Below are 14,702 nucleotides of genomic sequence, written 5' to 3'. Positions count from 1 at the left end.
GTGCAGGCCGAGCCCCTGCACTTCTGCCGACTCGGCGGATCTCAGACCTGCACTTCTGCCGACTCGCGCTACTCGGTCTCGGCCTTGGTGGGTCGGCCGAGGACGTCGTCCATCATCTGCTCGGGCGTCAGCCGTCCGTTGAGGACCTCGTCGACGTAGATCGCGACCGGGGCGTCCACCTCGCTGCGGGCGGCGAGCTCGCGCAGCGAGTGCGACGACTTGGCGCCCTCGGCCACCTGGTGGGTCGAGGCCATGATCTCCTCGACGCTCATCCCCTGGCCGAGCCTCTCGCCGAAGGTGCGGTTGCGCGAGAGCGGCGAGGAGCAGGTGGCGACCAGGTCGCCGAGGCCGGCCAGCCCCATCAGCGTCAGCGGGTTGGCGCCGAGCCTGGTCGCCAGCCGCGCGGTCTCGGCGAGCCCGCGGGTGATGACCGAGGCGGTGGTGTTGTCGCCGAAGCCGAGGCCGACCGCCATCCCGACCGCGATCGCGACGACGTTCTTGTAGGCACCGCCGAGCTCGCAGCCGATGACGTCGGTGGAGGTGTAGGGCCGGAACGCCGGGCTGTGCACCCGCTGCTGCAGCACCCGGGCGACGTCCTCGTCCTCGCAGGCGACGACCGACGCGGCCGGCTCACGGCGGGCGATCTCCTTGGCCAGGTTGGGACCGCTGACCACCGCGACCCGCTCCGGCCCGGCGCCGGTGACCTCGGCGATCACCTGGCTCATCCGGTCGAGGGTGCCGAGCTCGACGCCCTTCATCAGCGACACCAGGACGGCCGAGGAGGCGACGTACGGCGCCCACGCGGTGAGGTTCTCGCGCAGCGACTGGCTCGGCACGGCCAGCACGACCACGTCGGCACCGTCCAGAGCCCGCTCGACGTCGTGCGTCGCGGTGATGGCCGGCGGCAGCGCGATGCCGGGCAGGTAGTCGGCGTTCTCCCGGCTCTCGTTGATCGTGACCGCCAGCTCCTCGCGGCGCGACCAGATCGTCACGTCGTTGCCGGCGTCGGCGAGCACCAGCGAGAAGGCGGTGCCCCAGGAGCCAGCGCCGAAGACGGCGACGCTCACTTCTTGGGCTTCTTGTTCGGGTTGCCGGTGGCGGAGACGCCAGCCTTCCTGGGGTCGAAGAGCTCCGGCGGCGGCTCCTCGCCGCGAACGTCGGCGACCAGCGCCAGGATCGCCTTCATGATCCGGTCGGTGGCCTCGGCGACCACCTCGCGGGTCGGCTGCTTGGCGCGCAGGTCCTCGAGCGGCACCGGGTCGCCGACCTTCATCCGGATGTGCTTGCGACCGCCGCGCAGCTGCGGCTTGCCGTAGGCCGGCATCAGCTCCTGGGCACCCCACTGACCCACCGGGATCACCGGCGCCCCGGTCGCCAGCGCAATGCGCGCCGCCCCGGTCTTGCCGACCATCGGCCAGCCGTCGGGGTCCTTGGTCACCGAGCCCTCGGGGTAGACCACGACAAGCTCGCCGGCGTTGACCGCCTCGACGGCGGCGTCGAAGGCGCCCTTCCCGCCGGGCGAGTCGCGCTCCACCGGGATCTGGCCGGCGGCCCGCATGAATCCGCCGAGCAGCCGGTTCTTGAACAGGCTCGCCTTCGCCAGATAGCGCGAGGCGCGGCCGTAGTTGAGCGTGATATGCGCCGAGGTGACCGGGTCGATCTGGGTGATGTGGTTCTGCACCAGGATGACGCCGCCCTCGGCGGGGATCTTGTCCCCGTCGATCCACTCGTGCGTCGTCGTGATCTTCACCAAGGGCTCCAGAACTATCGTGGCGAGGCGATACATCGGTCCCAGTGGCTTGGTCGGCTTTCGAGTGTGACCCACGAAACAGGAGGCTACCGGTCCTCCGGCAGGATTGTGCCCATGCCGATCCCCACGGCGACCCACGTCGTGCTGCTGCCCGTCAAGCCGCCGGCCCGCGGAAAGTCGCGACTCGCCTCGCTCGACCCCATCGCGCGGCGACGACTCGCCGAGGCCTTCGCCCTCGACACCGCGGCCGCCTGCCTGGCCTGCCCGACGGTCGGTGCGGTCCTGGCGGTGACCGACGACGCCCTCTTCTCTCACGCACTGGTCGCGCTCGGCTGCGCCGCGATTCCGGACGGCGTCACCGACGACCTCAACGCGACGCTGCGGCAGGCCGCCGCCGAGGCCCGCCGCCGCTGGCCCGCGCTGACCCCGGTCGCGCTCCTCGGCGACCTGCCGGCGCTGAGTCCGGACGACCTGTCCGAGGCACTCGCCTCGGTGCGCGCCGAGGCGCCGGCGTACGTCGCCGACGCGGACGGGCTGGGGACGACCCTCTACACCGCGCCACACGACGACTTCGCCCCGCGCTTCGGTGCCGGCTCCCGGGCTGCTCACGAGTTGCTCGGCGCCACGCCGATCGCCGGGGAGCTGGCCTCCCTGCGCCGCGACGTCGACGAGCTCGACGGGCTGCGGTACGCCGCGGCACTGGGACTCGGGCCGCAGACCAGCGCCGTCGTGGCGGAGCTCGACCTGCTCTGATCGCCCCCGGACGCGACAGTGCGGTGGATCCGAGCCATCAGGTGACTCGGATCCACCGCACTGTCAGGGAGTCAGGCCTTCTTGGCAGCCGTCTTCGCCGTGGTGGTCTTGGCCGGAGCGGCCTTCTTGGCGGTGGCCGTCTTCTTCGCGGCCGGCGCCGCCTTGCTGGCGGCCGTCGTGGCGGTCTTCTTCGCAGCGGCCTTGGTGGCGGTCGCCTTGCTGGTGGCCGCCTTGGTGGCAGCCGTCTTCGTGGCAGCCGTCTTCGTGGCAGCCGTCTTCGTGGTGGCGACCTTCACGGGAGCCGCCTTCCTGGCGGGCAGGGTCAGCTTGGGCAGCTTCTTCACGCCCGACACGACCGCCTTGAGTTCGGCACCGGCGGTGAACTTCGGCACCGACTTCTTCTTGGCCTTGATGGCCTCGCCAGTCTGCGGGTTGCGGACCGTACGCGCCGGCCGCAGTCGCTTCTCGAACGAGCCGAAGCCGGTGATGGCGACCTTCTCGCCTTTGGCGACCTCGCGCGTGATGGTGTCGATCACCGACTCCAACGCGTGGGCCGCCGCCTTTCTGTTGCCGTCGAAGCGCGCGGCGAGCGCGTCAATGAGCTGAGTCTTGTTCACTTCTCGACCCTTTCGATTCACATCTCGCCGAGCCTCTCTGCCCGACGTATGGTTGGCACGGTAGTGAGCGAGCCGGCCAGCGCAAGGCCGCCACACGCAGGTCAGCCCGAATTTTCCACCGTACGACGAAAAAGGCCCGGATCTACAGGGGATCCGGGCCTTTTCGCGGGTCAGAGCGTCACTGGCTTCCAGGCCGGGCGACTGGCCTCGTAGGACGCGATGTCGGCCTCGTGGGAGAGCGTGATGCCGATGTCGTCGAGGCCGTTGAGGAGCCGCCACTTGGTGTAGGCGTCGATGTCGAAGCCGTCCTCGACGCCCTGCCCGTCGCTGGCACCCGGGGTGGTGATCGTCTGCTCCTCGAGGTCGACAGTGATCTCCCCGCCGGGGTTGTCGTCGAGGTAGTCCCACAGCCGCTGCACGACCTTCTCGTCGGTCAGCGCGGTCAGCAGGCCGGCCTTGCCGGAGTTGCCCCGGAAGATGTCGCCGAAGCGGGAGGAGATGACGACCTTGAAGCCGTAGTTCTGCAGCGCCCACACCGCGTGCTCACGGGAGGACCCGGTGCCGAAGTCGGGACCGGCGACGAGCACGGTGCCGCTGGCATAGGCCGGGTTGTTGAGGATGAACTCGGGGTCGCCGCGCCAGGCCGCGAACAGGCCGTCCTCGAAGCCGCTACGGGTCACCCGCTTGAGGTAGACCGCCGGGATGATCTGGTCGGTGTCGACATTGCTGCGGCGCAGCGGGACGCCGACGCCGGTGTGCGAGGTGAACTTCTCCATGACTCCCTCTCAGACGGTCGCGGGCTCGAGGTCGGCCGGGGACGACAGCGTGCCGCGCACTGCGGTGGCGGCGGCGACCAGCGGCGAGACCAGGTGGGTGCGGCCGCCCTTGCCCTGGCGTCCCTCGAAGTTGCGGTTGGAGGTCGAGGCCGAGCGCTCGCCCGGCTGCAGCGTGTCGGGGTTCATGCCCAGACACATCGAGCAGCCTGCGCCGCGCCATTCCGCGCCGGCCTCCTTGAAGATGATGTCGAGGCCCTCGTCCTGGGCCTGCATCCGCACCTTGACCGAGCCGGGAACAACCAGGAGGCGGGTGTTCTCGTCCACCTTGCGCCCCTTCAGTACGGCGGCGGCGGCACGCAGGTCCTCGATGCGGCCGTTGGTGCAGGAGCCGATGAAGACGGTGTCGACCTTGACCTCGCGCAGCGGCGTACCGGCCTCCAGGCCCATGTAGGCCAGGGCCTTCTCCGCGGCGACGCGGTCCTGCTCGTCCTCGAAGTCAGCGGGGCTCGGGATGGTCGCGCCCAGCGGGGCGCCCTGACCGGGGTTGGTGCCCCAGGTGACGAACGGGGTGATCTCCGCGGCGTCGAGCACGATCTCCTTGTCGAAGACGGCGTCCTCGTCGGTGACCAGGGTGCGCCAGTGCGCGACGGCGGCGTCCCAGTCCACCCCCTTCGGGGCGCCCGGGCGACCCTCGACGTAGGCGAAGGTGGTCTCGTCGGGCGCGATGAGCCCGGCCTTGGCACCCCACTCGATGCTCATGTTGCAGATCGTCATGCGGCCCTCCATGGAGAGCTCGCGGATCGCCTGGCCGCGGTACTCGACGATATAGCCCTGGCCGCCACCGGTGCCGGTCTTGGTGATCAGGGCGAGGATCAGGTCCTTGGCCGTGGTGCCCTCCGGCAGCGAGCCCTCGACCGTGACCGCCATGGTCTTCGGCTTGGCCTGCGGCAGCGTCTGGGTGGCGAGCACGTGCTCGACCTCGGAGGTGCCGATGCCGAACGCGATCGCGCCGAAGGCGCCGTGGGTGGAGGTGTGGCTGTCGCCGCACACGATCGTCATGCCCGGCTGGGTGAGGCCGAGCTGCGGGCCGACCACATGCACGATGCCCTGCTCGACGTCGCCGAGCGGGTGCAGCCGGACGCCGAACTCCTCGGCGTTCTTGCGCAGCGTCTCGACCTGGGTGCGGGAGACGGGATCGGCGATCGGCTTGTCCCAGTCGACGGTCGGGACGTTGTGGTCCTCGGTGGCCAGGGTCAGGTCGGGGCGACGGACCGGGCGGCCGGTCAACCGGAGACCGTCGAACGCCTGCGGGCTGGTCACCTCATGGATGAGGTGGAGATCGATGTAGAGGAGGTCCGGCTCTCCCGGCGTCGACCGGACGACGTGCTCGTCCCACACCTTCTCCGACAGGGTCCTGCCCATCGTGCTTCTCCTTCACTCGTCGCGCTTCCCACACCATACGCTTGCATCCCACGGAATGAGACATTTAGTCTTACAATATGGATAACGGCAGCGGGGTAGGCGTTCTCGACAAGGCGGCTCTGGTGCTGACGGCGCTGGAGTCGGGACCCGCCACCCTGGCCGGACTGGTGACCGCGACCGGGCTCGCCCGCCCTACCGCCCATCGTCTCGCCGTCGCGCTGGAGCACCACCGACTGGTGGCTCGCGACCTGCAGGGCCGGTTCGTGCTCGGCCCGCGCATCGCCGAGCTCGCCGCGGCCGCCGGCGAGGACCGGCTGCTCGCCACCGCCGGCCCGGTGCTGGCCCGGCTGCGCGACATCACCGGCGAGTCCGCGCAGCTGTGGCGCCGCCAGGGCGACGCCCGGGTGTGCGTGGCCGCGGCCGAGCGCCCCTCCGGTCTGCGCGACACCATCCCGGTCGGCTCCCAGTTGACGATGCGCGCCGGCTCGGCGGCGCAGGTGCTGCTCGCCTGGGAGGACCCCGAGCGGATGCACCGGGGCCTGCAGAACGCCGCCTTCTCCGCGGCCGCGCTCTCCGGCATCCGCCGCCGCGGCTGGGCACAGTCGATCGGCGAGCGCGAGCCCGGCGTGGCCTCGGTCTCGGCCCCGGTCCGCTCCCCCGGCGGGAAGGTGATCGCCGCCGTCTCCGTCTCCGGCCCGCTGGAGCGGCTCTCCCGACAGCCCGGCCGGATGCACGCCCCGGCAGTGCTCGCCGCCGCCGAGCGACTCTCGGAGTCGCTGCGCCGCGCGGCCGAGTAGCCCCCGCCCCTCTCCCCCCGCAGCCGAGAAGTCTCTTTTGGCCCCTCGAGAGGTCCCAATCTGCCGCGCCGGATGTCCAGAGATCCCCTGGACGGGCAATCACAGACCTCTCGGCGGGCCATCACAGACCTCTCGGCGGGCCATCACAGACCTCTCGGCTAGAAGAGGGAGTCGGTCTCCAGGTTCAACAGCACCTGCTTGCGCTCCAGGCCGCCGGCATAGCCGGTGAGGGAGCCATTGGAGCCGATGATGCGATGGCACGGGATCACGATCGGGACCGGGTTGCGACCGTTGGCGAGGCCGACAGCCCGGGAGGCGGCGGCGGTCATGCCGAGCCGGTGGGCGATCTCGCCGTACGTCGCCGTCTCGCCGTGCTTGACCTCGAGCAGCTCCGCCCAGACCCGGCGCTGGAAGTCGGTGCCACCGGGGTCGAGCGGCAGGTCGAACTCGGTCAGCTCGCCGACGAAGTAGGCGCCGAGCTGCCGGGCGCACTCGACCAGCACCGGATGCGCGTCGTCGCGCCCGCCCAGCGGCCGGCCGGTGTCGTTGCGGAACGGCGAGAACTCGATCGCGGTGATCGCGCCGTGATGCTCGACGAGCCGCAGTTCGCCGACGGGTGAGTCGATGACGGTCCACATGTCAGTTCTCCAGACTGTGCCATAGGTGCATGAGGGCGTAGGAGCGCCAGGGACGCCAGCGCTCCGTCGCCAGGACGGGATCGGTCGGGGTGGCGACGGCGGCCAGCGCGCGCCGTACCCCGATGTCGGTGGGCAGGAAGACGTCGGGGTCGCCCAGCGCGCGCAGTGCGATGTAGTCGGCCGCCCACGGCCCGATGCCGGGCAGCGCCAGCAGGCCGGCACGTACGTCGGCCCGGTCGGCGCCCCGGTCGAGCGCGATGTCGCCGCCGGCCAGCGCCGCCGCGAGCCCGGCGATGGCCCGACCGCGAGCCCGCGGCATCGGCAGTGTCTCGGGGTCGATCCCGGCCAGCGTCGCGGCGCGTGGGAAGAGGTGGGTGAGGCCCGTAGTCCCGGTCTCGACGGGGGTGCCGTGGGTCGCTACCAGCCGACCCAGGACGGTACGGGCGCCGGCGACGCTCCCCCTGCCGCCCAGCCAGCGCTGCCCGACCACGGTACGGACGGCGAGCTCGTCGCCGTCGACGGTGCCAGCGACGCGGAGCCCGGGCGTGCGCCTCACCAGATCGCGCAGCGCCGGATCGCCGATCAAAGCGGCATCGACGGCCACCGGATCGCAGTCGGCGTCGAGCAGCCGACGGGCCCGCTCGACCGCCGCCGCGGTGTCACGGAGGTCGGTGAGCGCGAAGGCCGCCTCGACGAAGGCGGTGCCGGGCCCGGACAGGTCGGCCAGCATCAGCCGCACCGTGCCTGGTCCGTGCGGCAGGTCGAGGGTGCGGGCGTAGCCGTCCTCCTCGGCGATCTCGAGGCCGGCAACGGCGTGGTCGGCGAGGAAGCGGTGCAGCGCGCGGCCGGCGAACGGCGTGCGCACGGCGAGCCGCATGGTGATGCTGCCCGCGGCGGAGCGTTGGCCGCGGCTGCCCCGCAGCGCCGACGGCGTGGCGTCGTAGACCTCGCGGATCGTCTCGTTGAACTGTCTGACGCTGGCGAAGCCGGCCGCGAACGCGACCTCGGCGAAGGACAGCGAGGTGGTCTCGATCAGCACCCGGGCGGTCTGAGCGCGCCGGGCCCGCGCCAGCGCGAGCGGTCCGGCGCCGAGCTCCGCGGTGAGCAGCCGGGTGAGGTGACGCGGCGTGTAGCCGACCCGTCGGGCGAGGCCGTCGACACCGTCGCGGTCGACGACGCCGTCGGCGATGAGCCGCATGGCCCGGCCGGCGACCGTCGCCGCGACGTCCCACTCCGGACTGCCCGGCATGGCGTCGGGCAGGCAGCGCTTGCAGGCCCGGTAGCCGGCGGCCTGCGCGGCCGCCGCGCTGGGGTGGAAGGTGACATTGGCGAACGCGGGAGTGCGCGCCGGGCAGGAGGGCCGGCAGTAGATGCCGGTAGTGTGCACGGCGGTGAAGAAGACGCCGTCGAACCGTCGGTCGCGGCTGCGCACCGCCCGATAGCAGATCTCGGCGTCGAGTGACATGCCTTCATCCTGCCCGAGGCCACTGGTCGACTCTGGCGGAAATCGGACACGGCCTGCGCGCGCCTTCGTCAACGCCGCGGCGGAGTTCCCCGACCCCGAGACCCGAGCCCGGTGCGCGTGGTACCCCCGACCGGATTCGAACCGGCGCTACCTGCGTGAGAGGCAGGCGTGCTAGGCCGCTACACAACGGGGGCTTGCACGGTGTCGTCCTCGGACAACTTGCGAAACACTAGCCAAACAGCCGGTTTCACACCAAATCCCCGCCTCCTGACGGGGATCCGCTGGCCTACTAGGACTCGAACCTAGAATAACTGAACCAGAATCAGTCGTGTTGCCAATTACACCATAGGCCATCGATCCGAGGTCGCCCTGAGGGCTTCCGGACCGGTGGAGAACACTACACGGGGGCAGCGGAGGCGACCAAAACGGTGTCGGCGGTACGACGCGCGATGCCGAGGCGCCGGGCGGCGTACCCGGCGAGGCCCAGATAGACCAGCGACTGAGTCAGCGTCGCGGGGATCATCCACCAGCTGCCGCCGTCGGCCTGCAGCGTCTCGGTCAGGTCGCCGAAGAAGAGCGCGAGACCGAACGCCAGCAGGTTGTTGAGCACATGCATGGCGATGCCCGCCTCGAGGCCGCCGGTCATGATCACCAGGACACCGGCGACGAGGCCGAAGGCGAAGCGGTCGATGAAGACCGGAGCCGACTGCGTGCCGTGCGCCAGCGCGAAGATGAGCGCCGGCACCAGCACCGCCAGCCAACGGCCGCGGGTGACACCTCCGACGGCCTGGGTGAGGTAGCCGCGGAAGACGTACTCCTCCCCCACCGCCTGCAGCGGTGTCAGCAGCAGGATCACCAGCAGGAACTCCCACGAGCGCGAGGTCCACTCGTTGACCGAGCCGCCGAGGTCGTCGCCGCCGCTGGGCAGCACTACCGAGACCACCAGGGTCGCGACGAGGGCGACCACGGCCAGCCCGAGGCACACGGCCAGCCACCGCCACCGGATCCGGCCCGCGACCGAGGCGATCCAGCCGGGCTTGAGCCAGCCGTGGCACAGGAAGGTCACCAGCATGGTGACCGGGATCATCGCGGCCAGGGTCAGGTTGAGGAACGCCAGGTTGCCGGGCGTCACCGGGTCGAACGACAGCCACGTCGTCACCCCGTCCTGGTCGAGGCCGCGCACCAGCAGCCAGACAATGACGGGGATCGACATGCCGAGCGGGACGAGGAAGAACAGCAGGAACTCGGTGACGACGCCGAGCAGGGCCCGCCACCAACTGGCGCTGCCCCCTCGGTGCAGCTCTTGGTAGGCGAGCCCCGGTGTCATCACGACAGGACGGCGAGCAGCCGCCCGAGTGAGCGCTGCCGGCCGAGCAGCTCCAGCGACTCGAACAGCGGCGGGCTCACCCGCCTGCCCGTGACCGCGACCCGCACCGGCCCGAACGCCACCCGCGGCTTGAGGCCCATCTCCTCGACCAGGGCGGTGGTCAGCGCGTCGGAGATGGCGGCCGCGGACCACGGCTCGCAACTGCGCAGCGCGTCGTACGCCGCCTGGACGGCCGCCTGGCCGTCGTCGGTCTCGACCAGCTTGGCGCGGTCCTCGGCGTCCAGCGTGAAGTCGGCCTCCTCGACGAAGAGGAAGCCCAGCATGGCCGAGGCCTCGGTGAGCTTGTTGATCCGCTCGGCGACGAACGGCATGGCCAGCTCCAGCAACTGCTGGTCGGCGGGCGAGACCGGGTCGGTGAGCACGCCGTCGCGCTTGAGGTAGGGCAGCGCCCGGTTGGTGATCTCCTCGACGGAGAGCAGCCGCATGTGGGCGGCGTTGATGGCGTCGCACTTCTTGAGGTCGAAGCGGGCCGGGTTGGGGTTGACGTCGCGAATGTCGAACGCCGCCACCATCTCCTCCATCGAGAAGACGTCGCGGTCCGCGGCGATCGCCCAGCCCAGCAGCGCGAGGTAGTTGAGCAGGCCCTCGGGGAGATAGCCCTGGTCGCGATAGGCCAGCGCGTGCGCCTCCGGGTCGCGCTTGGAGAGCTTCTTGTTGCCCTCGCCCATGACGTAGGGCAGGTGGCCGAACTCGGGGGTCTGCTCGGCGATGCCGAGCTCCTTGAGCGCGTCGTAGAGGGCGATCTGCCGGGGCGTGCTCGACAGCAGGTCCTCGCCGCGCAGCACGTGGGTGATCCTCATCGCGGCGTCGTCGACCGGGTTGACCAACGTGTAGAGCGGGTCGCCGCTGGCGCGCGCCAGCGCGTAGTCCGGGACGAACTGGGTCTCGAACGTGATCTCGCCGCGGACCAGGTCCTGCCAGGTGATCGAGCCCTCCGGCATCCGGAAGCGCGGCACGCCCGGCCGGCCCTCGGCCTCGAAGGCGGCGACCTGGTCGGCGCTCAGGTCACGGCAGTGGCCGTCGTACCCCTGGACCTTGGCGCCCTTGGTGCGCTCCTTGACCTCCTCGGCCGTGCAGTAGCAGCGGTAGGCATAGCCACCGTCGAGCAGCCGGGCGAGGGCGTCGGCGTAGCGGTCGCCGCGCTCACTCTGGAAGTACGGCGCGTACGGGCCGCCCACCTCCGGGCCCTCGTCCCAGTCGAGGCCGAGCCAGCGCATCAGGTCGATGATCGCGTCGAGCGACTCCTGCGTGGAGCGCTCCTTGTCGGTGTCCTCGATGCGGAAGACGAACGTGCCGCCGTGGTGGCGCGCGAAGGCCCAGTTGAAGAGGGCCGTGCGGATCATGCCGACGTGTGGGCTGCCGGTCGGGCTGGGGGCCATCCTCACCCGGACGGTCATGCGCGTGCTCCTACCTTGTTCGTGAGGGCACCGATGCCCTCGACCACGACCTCCACCTCGTCGCCGGGCTCCATCGGACCGACGCCGGACGGCGTGCCGGTCAGGATCACGTCGCCGGGCAGCAGCGTCATCACGCTGGTGACGTGGGCGATCAGGGTGGGGATGTCGAAGATGAGGTCCCTGGTCGAGCCGTCCTGGACAACGTCGCCGTTGCGGAAGGTCTGCAGTCGCAGCCCGTCCCTGACGTCGTCGAGGGACAGCTCGGTCTCGATCCACGGGCCGAGCGGGCAGAAGGTGTCGAACCCCTTCGCCCGGCTCCACTGGCCGTCCTTGACCTGCAGGTCGCGCGCGGTCACGTCATTGGCGACGGTGAGCCCGTAGACCACGTCGGCCGCCTTCTCGGGCGGTACGTCGCGGCAGATCCGGCCGATCACGACGGCCAGCTCGCCCTCGTAGTGCAGGTTGTCGGTCTGGACCGGCTTGACGATGGTGTCGCCGGGGCCGATCACCGAGGTGTTCGGCTTGAGGAACAACAGCGGCTCGGTCGGCGTGTCACCGCCGGTGACACCCTTCATCTCGGCCACGTGGTCGGCGTAGTTCTTGCCGATGGCGACCACCTTGCTGCGCGGCAGCACCGGCGCCAGCAGCCGGACCTCGCCGATCGGGAAGGTCTGGTCGAGCGGCTTGACGCCGGCGTAGAGCGGGTCGCCGGCCAGGCCGACCACGACTGCGTCCTCGGCCGGCTGCCCGTAGTCGTCGACCTCGCCGCTCAGCACCCCGTAGGCGGGGTCGCTCTGGCCGCCGGGGACGTCGATGGAGAACCTCGCGATGCGCACCGTCAAACCCTATCCGGGCCAGGGTGCGACCAGGCGGGCGACCGCCTCGGCGAAGGTGATTCAGGTCCTGGGGCCGGGCGGGAGCTACTCGACTTGGTCGAGGCCGGCGAGATCCAACCCCTCATCGTGCTCGGTTCGTGGCTCCTCGCGCATCTTTTCCCGAATCATTCTCAGGATCGAGCGCGCGGTACCAGCCGAGATCTGCATCTCCTCGGCGACCCGATCGGTCGACCAGCCCTCGGCCAACAGCAACAGCAACCGCACCTCGCGAGCCGACAGGGTCACCTGGTCACCGTTCCTGCCTTCGTCGTAGCGGAAGATCGCGAGACCGAGGTCGTCGGAATCGACGGTCCGCAACGACATCTGCTCCGGGTCTTCACGTCCCGTCGAGCGGTCCTCGAGCAATCCGAGGTACTCGCCGATCCTTCTGGCGATGCTGGGCTTGTCACGTGCGCGTTGGAGCAACGTCGGCATGTCGTCGTAGTACCGGTAGAGCGTCGCCGGCGACACCTCGGCCTCGCGGGCGACCTGACGCATGTTCAAGTCGTAGGGCGCTACGCCGTTGTCCAGCAGGCGCTCGACAGCGTCGTCAATCCGCTCCAGAGTGCGCTCCCGCTTCGTCGCGGCGGCACGCCGTCGACCTTCGTCGTCCAGCGCCATATCTTGAACACTCCGTTTCACTTGTTGACAGTGTTCAGTTGAACGCGTAACCTACTTACAAGTTGAACACATCGCCTCAATCAAAGCGATGTTCAACCCACCAGAAAGGAAAAGAAGATGGAAGTTCGAAGTATCCAGCGCAAAGGGATCGTGCTCGCGATCCTCGCGACGCTGTTCTCGGTGGGACTGCTGGTCATGGCCCCGCCCAAGGCGGAGGCGGTCACGGGCAACTGCTCGAATGGCCGCTGCACCGTCAAGCTGAACAAGGCGGAGACCAAGGCGATGGGGCAGGGTCGCGGCATCAAAACTCCGGCCTGGGTGCCGGGTCCGCTGCGGATCGTGCTCAGCGCGGCGGTTACGGTCCACCGGTGGATCGCCAGGCAATACGCCGCCAAGGGCTACTGCTCCGCCTTCGTACTGGATGTCCGACCGTGGATGTCACAAGGCTACATGGCAGCCCGCTGCTAACGCCGGCACACGTAGATCACCCCGGACCAAGGTTCAGTTGGTCCGGGGTGATGGCCATTTCATCACATCCGCGCATAGCGGTCTCGGGGGCGCCGGCCGATCTCCGGCGTTAGGCTGAGAAGTCATGGAAGAGCTGGAGCGCGAGGACTGGAAGGCCCGAACCGCCGACTATCGTGGTCGACTCCTGCCGTACGTCGGGCCCCACTTGGAGCGGCGCCGGGAGGGCATCAAGCACCCGGTCCACGACTTCATGTTCTCCTACTACTCCTTCCGGCCAGCCCAGCTGCTGCGCTGGGAGCCCGGCTCGGACACGCTGCCTTCGCAGAAGCGGCCGCTGGTGACGGCGCTGCGCCGGCTGCTGGCCGCCACCGCCTCTCGCGAGGGCAACTTCGGCTGCTTCGGGATGCACGAGTGGGCGATGGTCTACCGGGCCGAGGAGACCCGCCACCCGGTCCCGCTCCGGCTCGGGGCCGCCGCCACCGACGTCGTGGTCGAGTCACACCGGCTGCAGTGCTCCCACTTCGACGCCTTCCGGTTCTTCACACCCGACGCGATCCCGCGCAACGCCCACTCCCCTGCGGCCGGCGATCGGCCCGACTTCGAGCAGCCCGGCTGCCTGCACGGCAATATGGACCTCTACAAGCACGCCTTCCGGCTCTCGCCGCTGATCTGCTCGGACCTGGTCGCGGATGCGTTCGAGCTGGCCTGGGACATCCGGATCCTCGACATGCGCGCTGCGCCCTACGACCTGACCGGCACCACCCTCGACCCGACCGGCGAGCCCTGGACGCCGATCCGGGTCGAGACACCCGCCGGCAAGCAGGAGTACGCCGCCCTCCAGCGTCGCTTCGCCGAGAGCGCCGCTCCGATCCGACGGCGGCTGATCGAGGAGTGCGATCGGCTGCTGGCCGGCCGCTGACCCGAGTCGACCTACGCCTCGAAGAGCGCGTCGATGCGCTGACGGAGCGCCTCGGAGAGCTTCTCGCCACGCCGCTTCGCCTCGGTTTGCGCGGCGGTGAGCACGTCGGCGTCGATCCGGAACGGCACCCGAACCCAGTCCTCGCGCTGCACCGTCGGGTCGCCTGCGGCGTAGCCGCGCAGGATCTCCTCGACGAGCGAGTCGCGGGAGACGCCGCGCTGCTCAGCCAACGTGGCCAGCCGCTGACGCGCCGGCTCGGTCAGGGAGGTGTTGAACTGCTTGCGCTCGGACATGGCCCCGATTCTCGCAGCCAGGCTCACCGTCGGCGTCCGCCAGCAGGTTGGTCGCCGCGGCGATCCTGTCGAGGCAATCGACCTCGGATTGGGTTGGCGTGCTCTGCCGACCGGCCAACGCGACGGCCATGGCACTGGTGCCGCGTGCCCGGCTTCCCCTTGGCCGACTCGTTGCTGGTCGCGAAGGAGCAGGTGTCTTCCGGCGCCACGTCCTTGAGGAGGAGGACCCGCGCGTCCGGACCATCGGAGTTGGCCGTGGACAGGGTCACGGCGTGCGGCTCCGGGGCGCCGGCCTCGATCGCGGCGAGCAGCCACTGGACGAGGAGGTCCCCGGGTCTGTCAGGTGCGGTCGCGGGATCGAACGTCGGCGGTCGCCCGACGATGCTCGGCAGTGCACCAGGGCGCCGGAAAGGTCGACTGATGGCGTTGTGACCTGGGGAAACGTGGCGGTGTGACCGGCGTGGCGTCTGTGACGGATGGGGCTTGTGGGGCTGGGATTGGAGTTCTCACACAACGACTCCAGC

General features: G+C 70.2%; 17 protein-coding genes and 2 tRNA genes. 4 read left to right on the top strand and 15 right to left on the bottom strand.

Features of this window, described 5'->3' with window-relative positions; all coding sequences use genetic code 11:
* Positions 1-68 precede the first annotated feature (68 nt).
* Entirely contained in the window at positions 69-1,067 is a 999-nt protein-coding gene (locus QM595_RS12055) for an NAD(P)H-dependent glycerol-3-phosphate dehydrogenase (protein WP_415171797.1), read from the bottom strand.
* A complete protein-coding gene (locus QM595_RS12050; protein WP_415171796.1) occupies positions 1,064-1,750 on the bottom strand; it encodes a lysophospholipid acyltransferase family protein in 687 nt (228 codons plus the stop codon). Before QM595_RS12050 ends, QM595_RS12055 begins: the two co-directional genes overlap by 4 nt.
* Positions 1,751-1,864: 114 nt before the next feature.
* Here QM595_RS12050 and cofC point away from each other — a divergent pair, with 114 nt between their 5' ends.
* Positions 1,865-2,503, top strand: coding sequence for a 2-phospho-L-lactate guanylyltransferase (cofC, locus tag QM595_RS12045; protein ID WP_415171795.1), 639 nt, complete (start codon positions 1,865-1,867; stop codon positions 2,501-2,503).
* 71 nt (positions 2,504-2,574) lie between these two features.
* On the opposite strand, the gene QM595_RS12040 is transcribed toward cofC, so the two are convergent.
* The 3 genes from QM595_RS12040 to leuC all read right to left on the bottom strand — a co-directional run bounded on the left by QM595_RS12040 (position 2,575) and on the right by leuC (position 5,318).
* A complete protein-coding gene (locus QM595_RS12040; protein ID WP_415171794.1) occupies positions 2,575-3,120 on the bottom strand; it encodes an HU family DNA-binding protein in 546 nt (181 codons plus the stop codon).
* A 170-nt stretch (positions 3,121-3,290) separates the two neighbouring features.
* Complete coding sequence (leuD, locus tag QM595_RS12035) at positions 3,291-3,896, bottom strand: 3-isopropylmalate dehydratase small subunit (protein ID WP_415171793.1); 606 nt, start codon at positions 3,894-3,896, stop codon at positions 3,291-3,293.
* A 9-nt stretch (positions 3,897-3,905) separates the two neighbouring features.
* Complete coding sequence (gene leuC / locus QM595_RS12030) at positions 3,906-5,318, bottom strand: 3-isopropylmalate dehydratase large subunit (protein WP_415171792.1); 1,413 nt, start codon at positions 5,316-5,318, stop codon at positions 3,906-3,908.
* Between the two features lie 77 nt (positions 5,319-5,395).
* Here leuC and QM595_RS12025 point away from each other — a divergent pair, with 77 nt between their 5' ends.
* Complete coding sequence (locus tag QM595_RS12025; protein WP_415171791.1) at positions 5,396-6,115, top strand: IclR family transcriptional regulator; 720 nt, start codon at positions 5,396-5,398, stop codon at positions 6,113-6,115.
* Between the two features lie 158 nt (positions 6,116-6,273).
* On the opposite strand, the gene QM595_RS12020 is transcribed toward QM595_RS12025, so the two are convergent.
* The 8 genes from QM595_RS12020 to QM595_RS11985 form a co-directional block, all read right to left on the bottom strand.
* A complete protein-coding gene (locus QM595_RS12020) occupies positions 6,274-6,753 on the bottom strand; it encodes a methylated-DNA--[protein]-cysteine S-methyltransferase (protein ID WP_415171790.1) in 480 nt (159 codons plus the stop codon).
* Between the two features lies 1 nt (position 6,754).
* Positions 6,755-8,218, bottom strand: a complete 1,464-nt coding sequence (locus tag QM595_RS12015) for an AlkA N-terminal domain-containing protein (protein ID WP_415171789.1) — start codon at positions 8,216-8,218, stop codon at positions 6,755-6,757.
* A gap of 118 nt (positions 8,219-8,336) precedes the next feature.
* A tRNA-Glu gene (locus tag QM595_RS12010) sits at positions 8,337-8,412 on the bottom strand.
* Positions 8,413-8,499: 87 nt separating this feature from the next.
* Positions 8,500-8,571 (bottom strand) — tRNA-Gln (locus tag QM595_RS12005).
* A 44-nt stretch (positions 8,572-8,615) separates the two neighbouring features.
* Entirely contained in the window at positions 8,616-9,545 is a 930-nt protein-coding gene (locus tag QM595_RS12000) for a lysostaphin resistance A-like protein (RefSeq protein ID WP_415171799.1), read from the bottom strand.
* Positions 9,545-11,002, bottom strand: coding sequence for a glutamate--tRNA ligase (gene gltX, locus QM595_RS11995; RefSeq protein WP_415171788.1), 1,458 nt, complete (start codon positions 11,000-11,002; stop codon positions 9,545-9,547). Before gltX ends, QM595_RS12000 begins: the two co-directional genes overlap by 1 nt.
* Positions 10,999-11,838 carry a fumarylacetoacetate hydrolase family protein gene (locus QM595_RS11990; protein WP_415171787.1) on the bottom strand — a complete coding sequence of 280 codons (840 nt, stop codon included), beginning with the start codon at positions 11,836-11,838 and terminating at the stop codon, positions 10,999-11,001. The genes gltX and QM595_RS11990 overlap by 4 nt, the downstream gene beginning before the upstream one ends.
* A gap of 84 nt (positions 11,839-11,922) precedes the next feature.
* The gene (locus tag QM595_RS11985) at positions 11,923-12,498 is read right to left on the bottom strand and encodes a helix-turn-helix transcriptional regulator (RefSeq protein ID WP_415171786.1); all 576 of its coding nucleotides are present in this window, start codon (positions 12,496-12,498) and stop codon (positions 11,923-11,925) included.
* Positions 12,499-12,615: 117 nt separating this feature from the next.
* Here QM595_RS11985 and QM595_RS11980 point away from each other — a divergent pair, with 117 nt between their 5' ends.
* Positions 12,616-12,966, top strand: coding sequence for a hypothetical protein (locus QM595_RS11980; RefSeq protein WP_415171785.1), 351 nt, complete (start codon positions 12,616-12,618; stop codon positions 12,964-12,966).
* A 124-nt stretch (positions 12,967-13,090) separates the two neighbouring features.
* On the top strand, positions 13,091-13,885 hold the full coding sequence (locus tag QM595_RS11975) for a 3-methyladenine DNA glycosylase (RefSeq protein ID WP_415171784.1): 795 nt from the start codon (positions 13,091-13,093) through the stop codon (positions 13,883-13,885).
* Between the two features lie 11 nt (positions 13,886-13,896).
* Here QM595_RS11975 and QM595_RS11970 read toward each other — a convergent pair whose 3' ends face one another.
* Positions 13,897-14,178 (bottom strand): hypothetical protein, encoded by a 282-nt coding sequence (locus tag QM595_RS11970; protein ID WP_415171783.1) that lies wholly within the window; start codon positions 14,176-14,178, stop codon positions 13,897-13,899.
* Positions 14,179-14,201: 23 nt separating this feature from the next.
* The gene (locus tag QM595_RS11965) at positions 14,202-14,477 is read right to left on the bottom strand and encodes a pyridoxamine 5'-phosphate oxidase family protein (RefSeq protein ID WP_415171798.1); all 276 of its coding nucleotides are present in this window, start codon (positions 14,475-14,477) and stop codon (positions 14,202-14,204) included.
* Positions 14,478-14,702 lie beyond the last annotated feature (225 nt).

Origin of the sequence: Nocardioides sp. (genome assembly GCF_047607185.1) — a bacterium.
Taxonomy (GTDB): Bacteria; Actinomycetota; Actinomycetes; order Propionibacteriales; family Nocardioidaceae; genus Nocardioides.
Note: the sequence above shows the minus strand (reverse complement) of the source record. Positions and strands in the feature narration are given on the sequence as shown.

What these genes read in the sequence shown, in the direction of transcription:
- QM595_RS11985 (WP_415171786.1), bottom strand. Translation starts at nt 12,498, where the DNA reads ATGGCGCTGGACGACGAAGGTCGACGGCGTGCCGCCGCGACGAAGCGG.
- leuC (WP_415171792.1), bottom strand. Translation starts at nt 5,318, where the DNA reads ATGGGCAGGACCCTGTCGGAGAAGGTGTGGGACGAGCACGTCGTCCGG.
- QM595_RS11970 (WP_415171783.1), bottom strand. Translation starts at nt 14,178, where the DNA reads ATGTCCGAGCGCAAGCAGTTCAACACCTCCCTGACCGAGCCGGCGCGT.
- leuD (WP_415171793.1), bottom strand. Translation starts at nt 3,896, where the DNA reads ATGGAGAAGTTCACCTCGCACACCGGCGTCGGCGTCCCGCTGCGCCGC.
- QM595_RS11975 (WP_415171784.1), top strand. Translation starts at nt 13,091, where the DNA reads ATGGAAGAGCTGGAGCGCGAGGACTGGAAGGCCCGAACCGCCGACTAT.
- QM595_RS12015 (WP_415171789.1), bottom strand. Translation starts at nt 8,218, where the DNA reads ATGTCACTCGACGCCGAGATCTGCTATCGGGCGGTGCGCAGCCGCGAC.
- QM595_RS12000 (WP_415171799.1), bottom strand. Translation starts at nt 9,545, where the DNA reads ATGACACCGGGGCTCGCCTACCAAGAGCTGCACCGAGGGGGCAGCGCC.
- QM595_RS11980 (WP_415171785.1), top strand. Translation starts at nt 12,616, where the DNA reads ATGGAAGTTCGAAGTATCCAGCGCAAAGGGATCGTGCTCGCGATCCTC.
- cofC (WP_415171795.1), top strand. Translation starts at nt 1,865, where the DNA reads ATGCCGATCCCCACGGCGACCCACGTCGTGCTGCTGCCCGTCAAGCCG.
- gltX (WP_415171788.1), bottom strand. Translation starts at nt 11,002, where the DNA reads ATGACCGTCCGGGTGAGGATGGCCCCCAGCCCGACCGGCAGCCCACAC.
- QM595_RS12020 (WP_415171790.1), bottom strand. Translation starts at nt 6,753, where the DNA reads ATGTGGACCGTCATCGACTCACCCGTCGGCGAACTGCGGCTCGTCGAG.
- QM595_RS12025 (WP_415171791.1), top strand. Translation starts at nt 5,396, where the DNA reads ATGGATAACGGCAGCGGGGTAGGCGTTCTCGACAAGGCGGCTCTGGTG.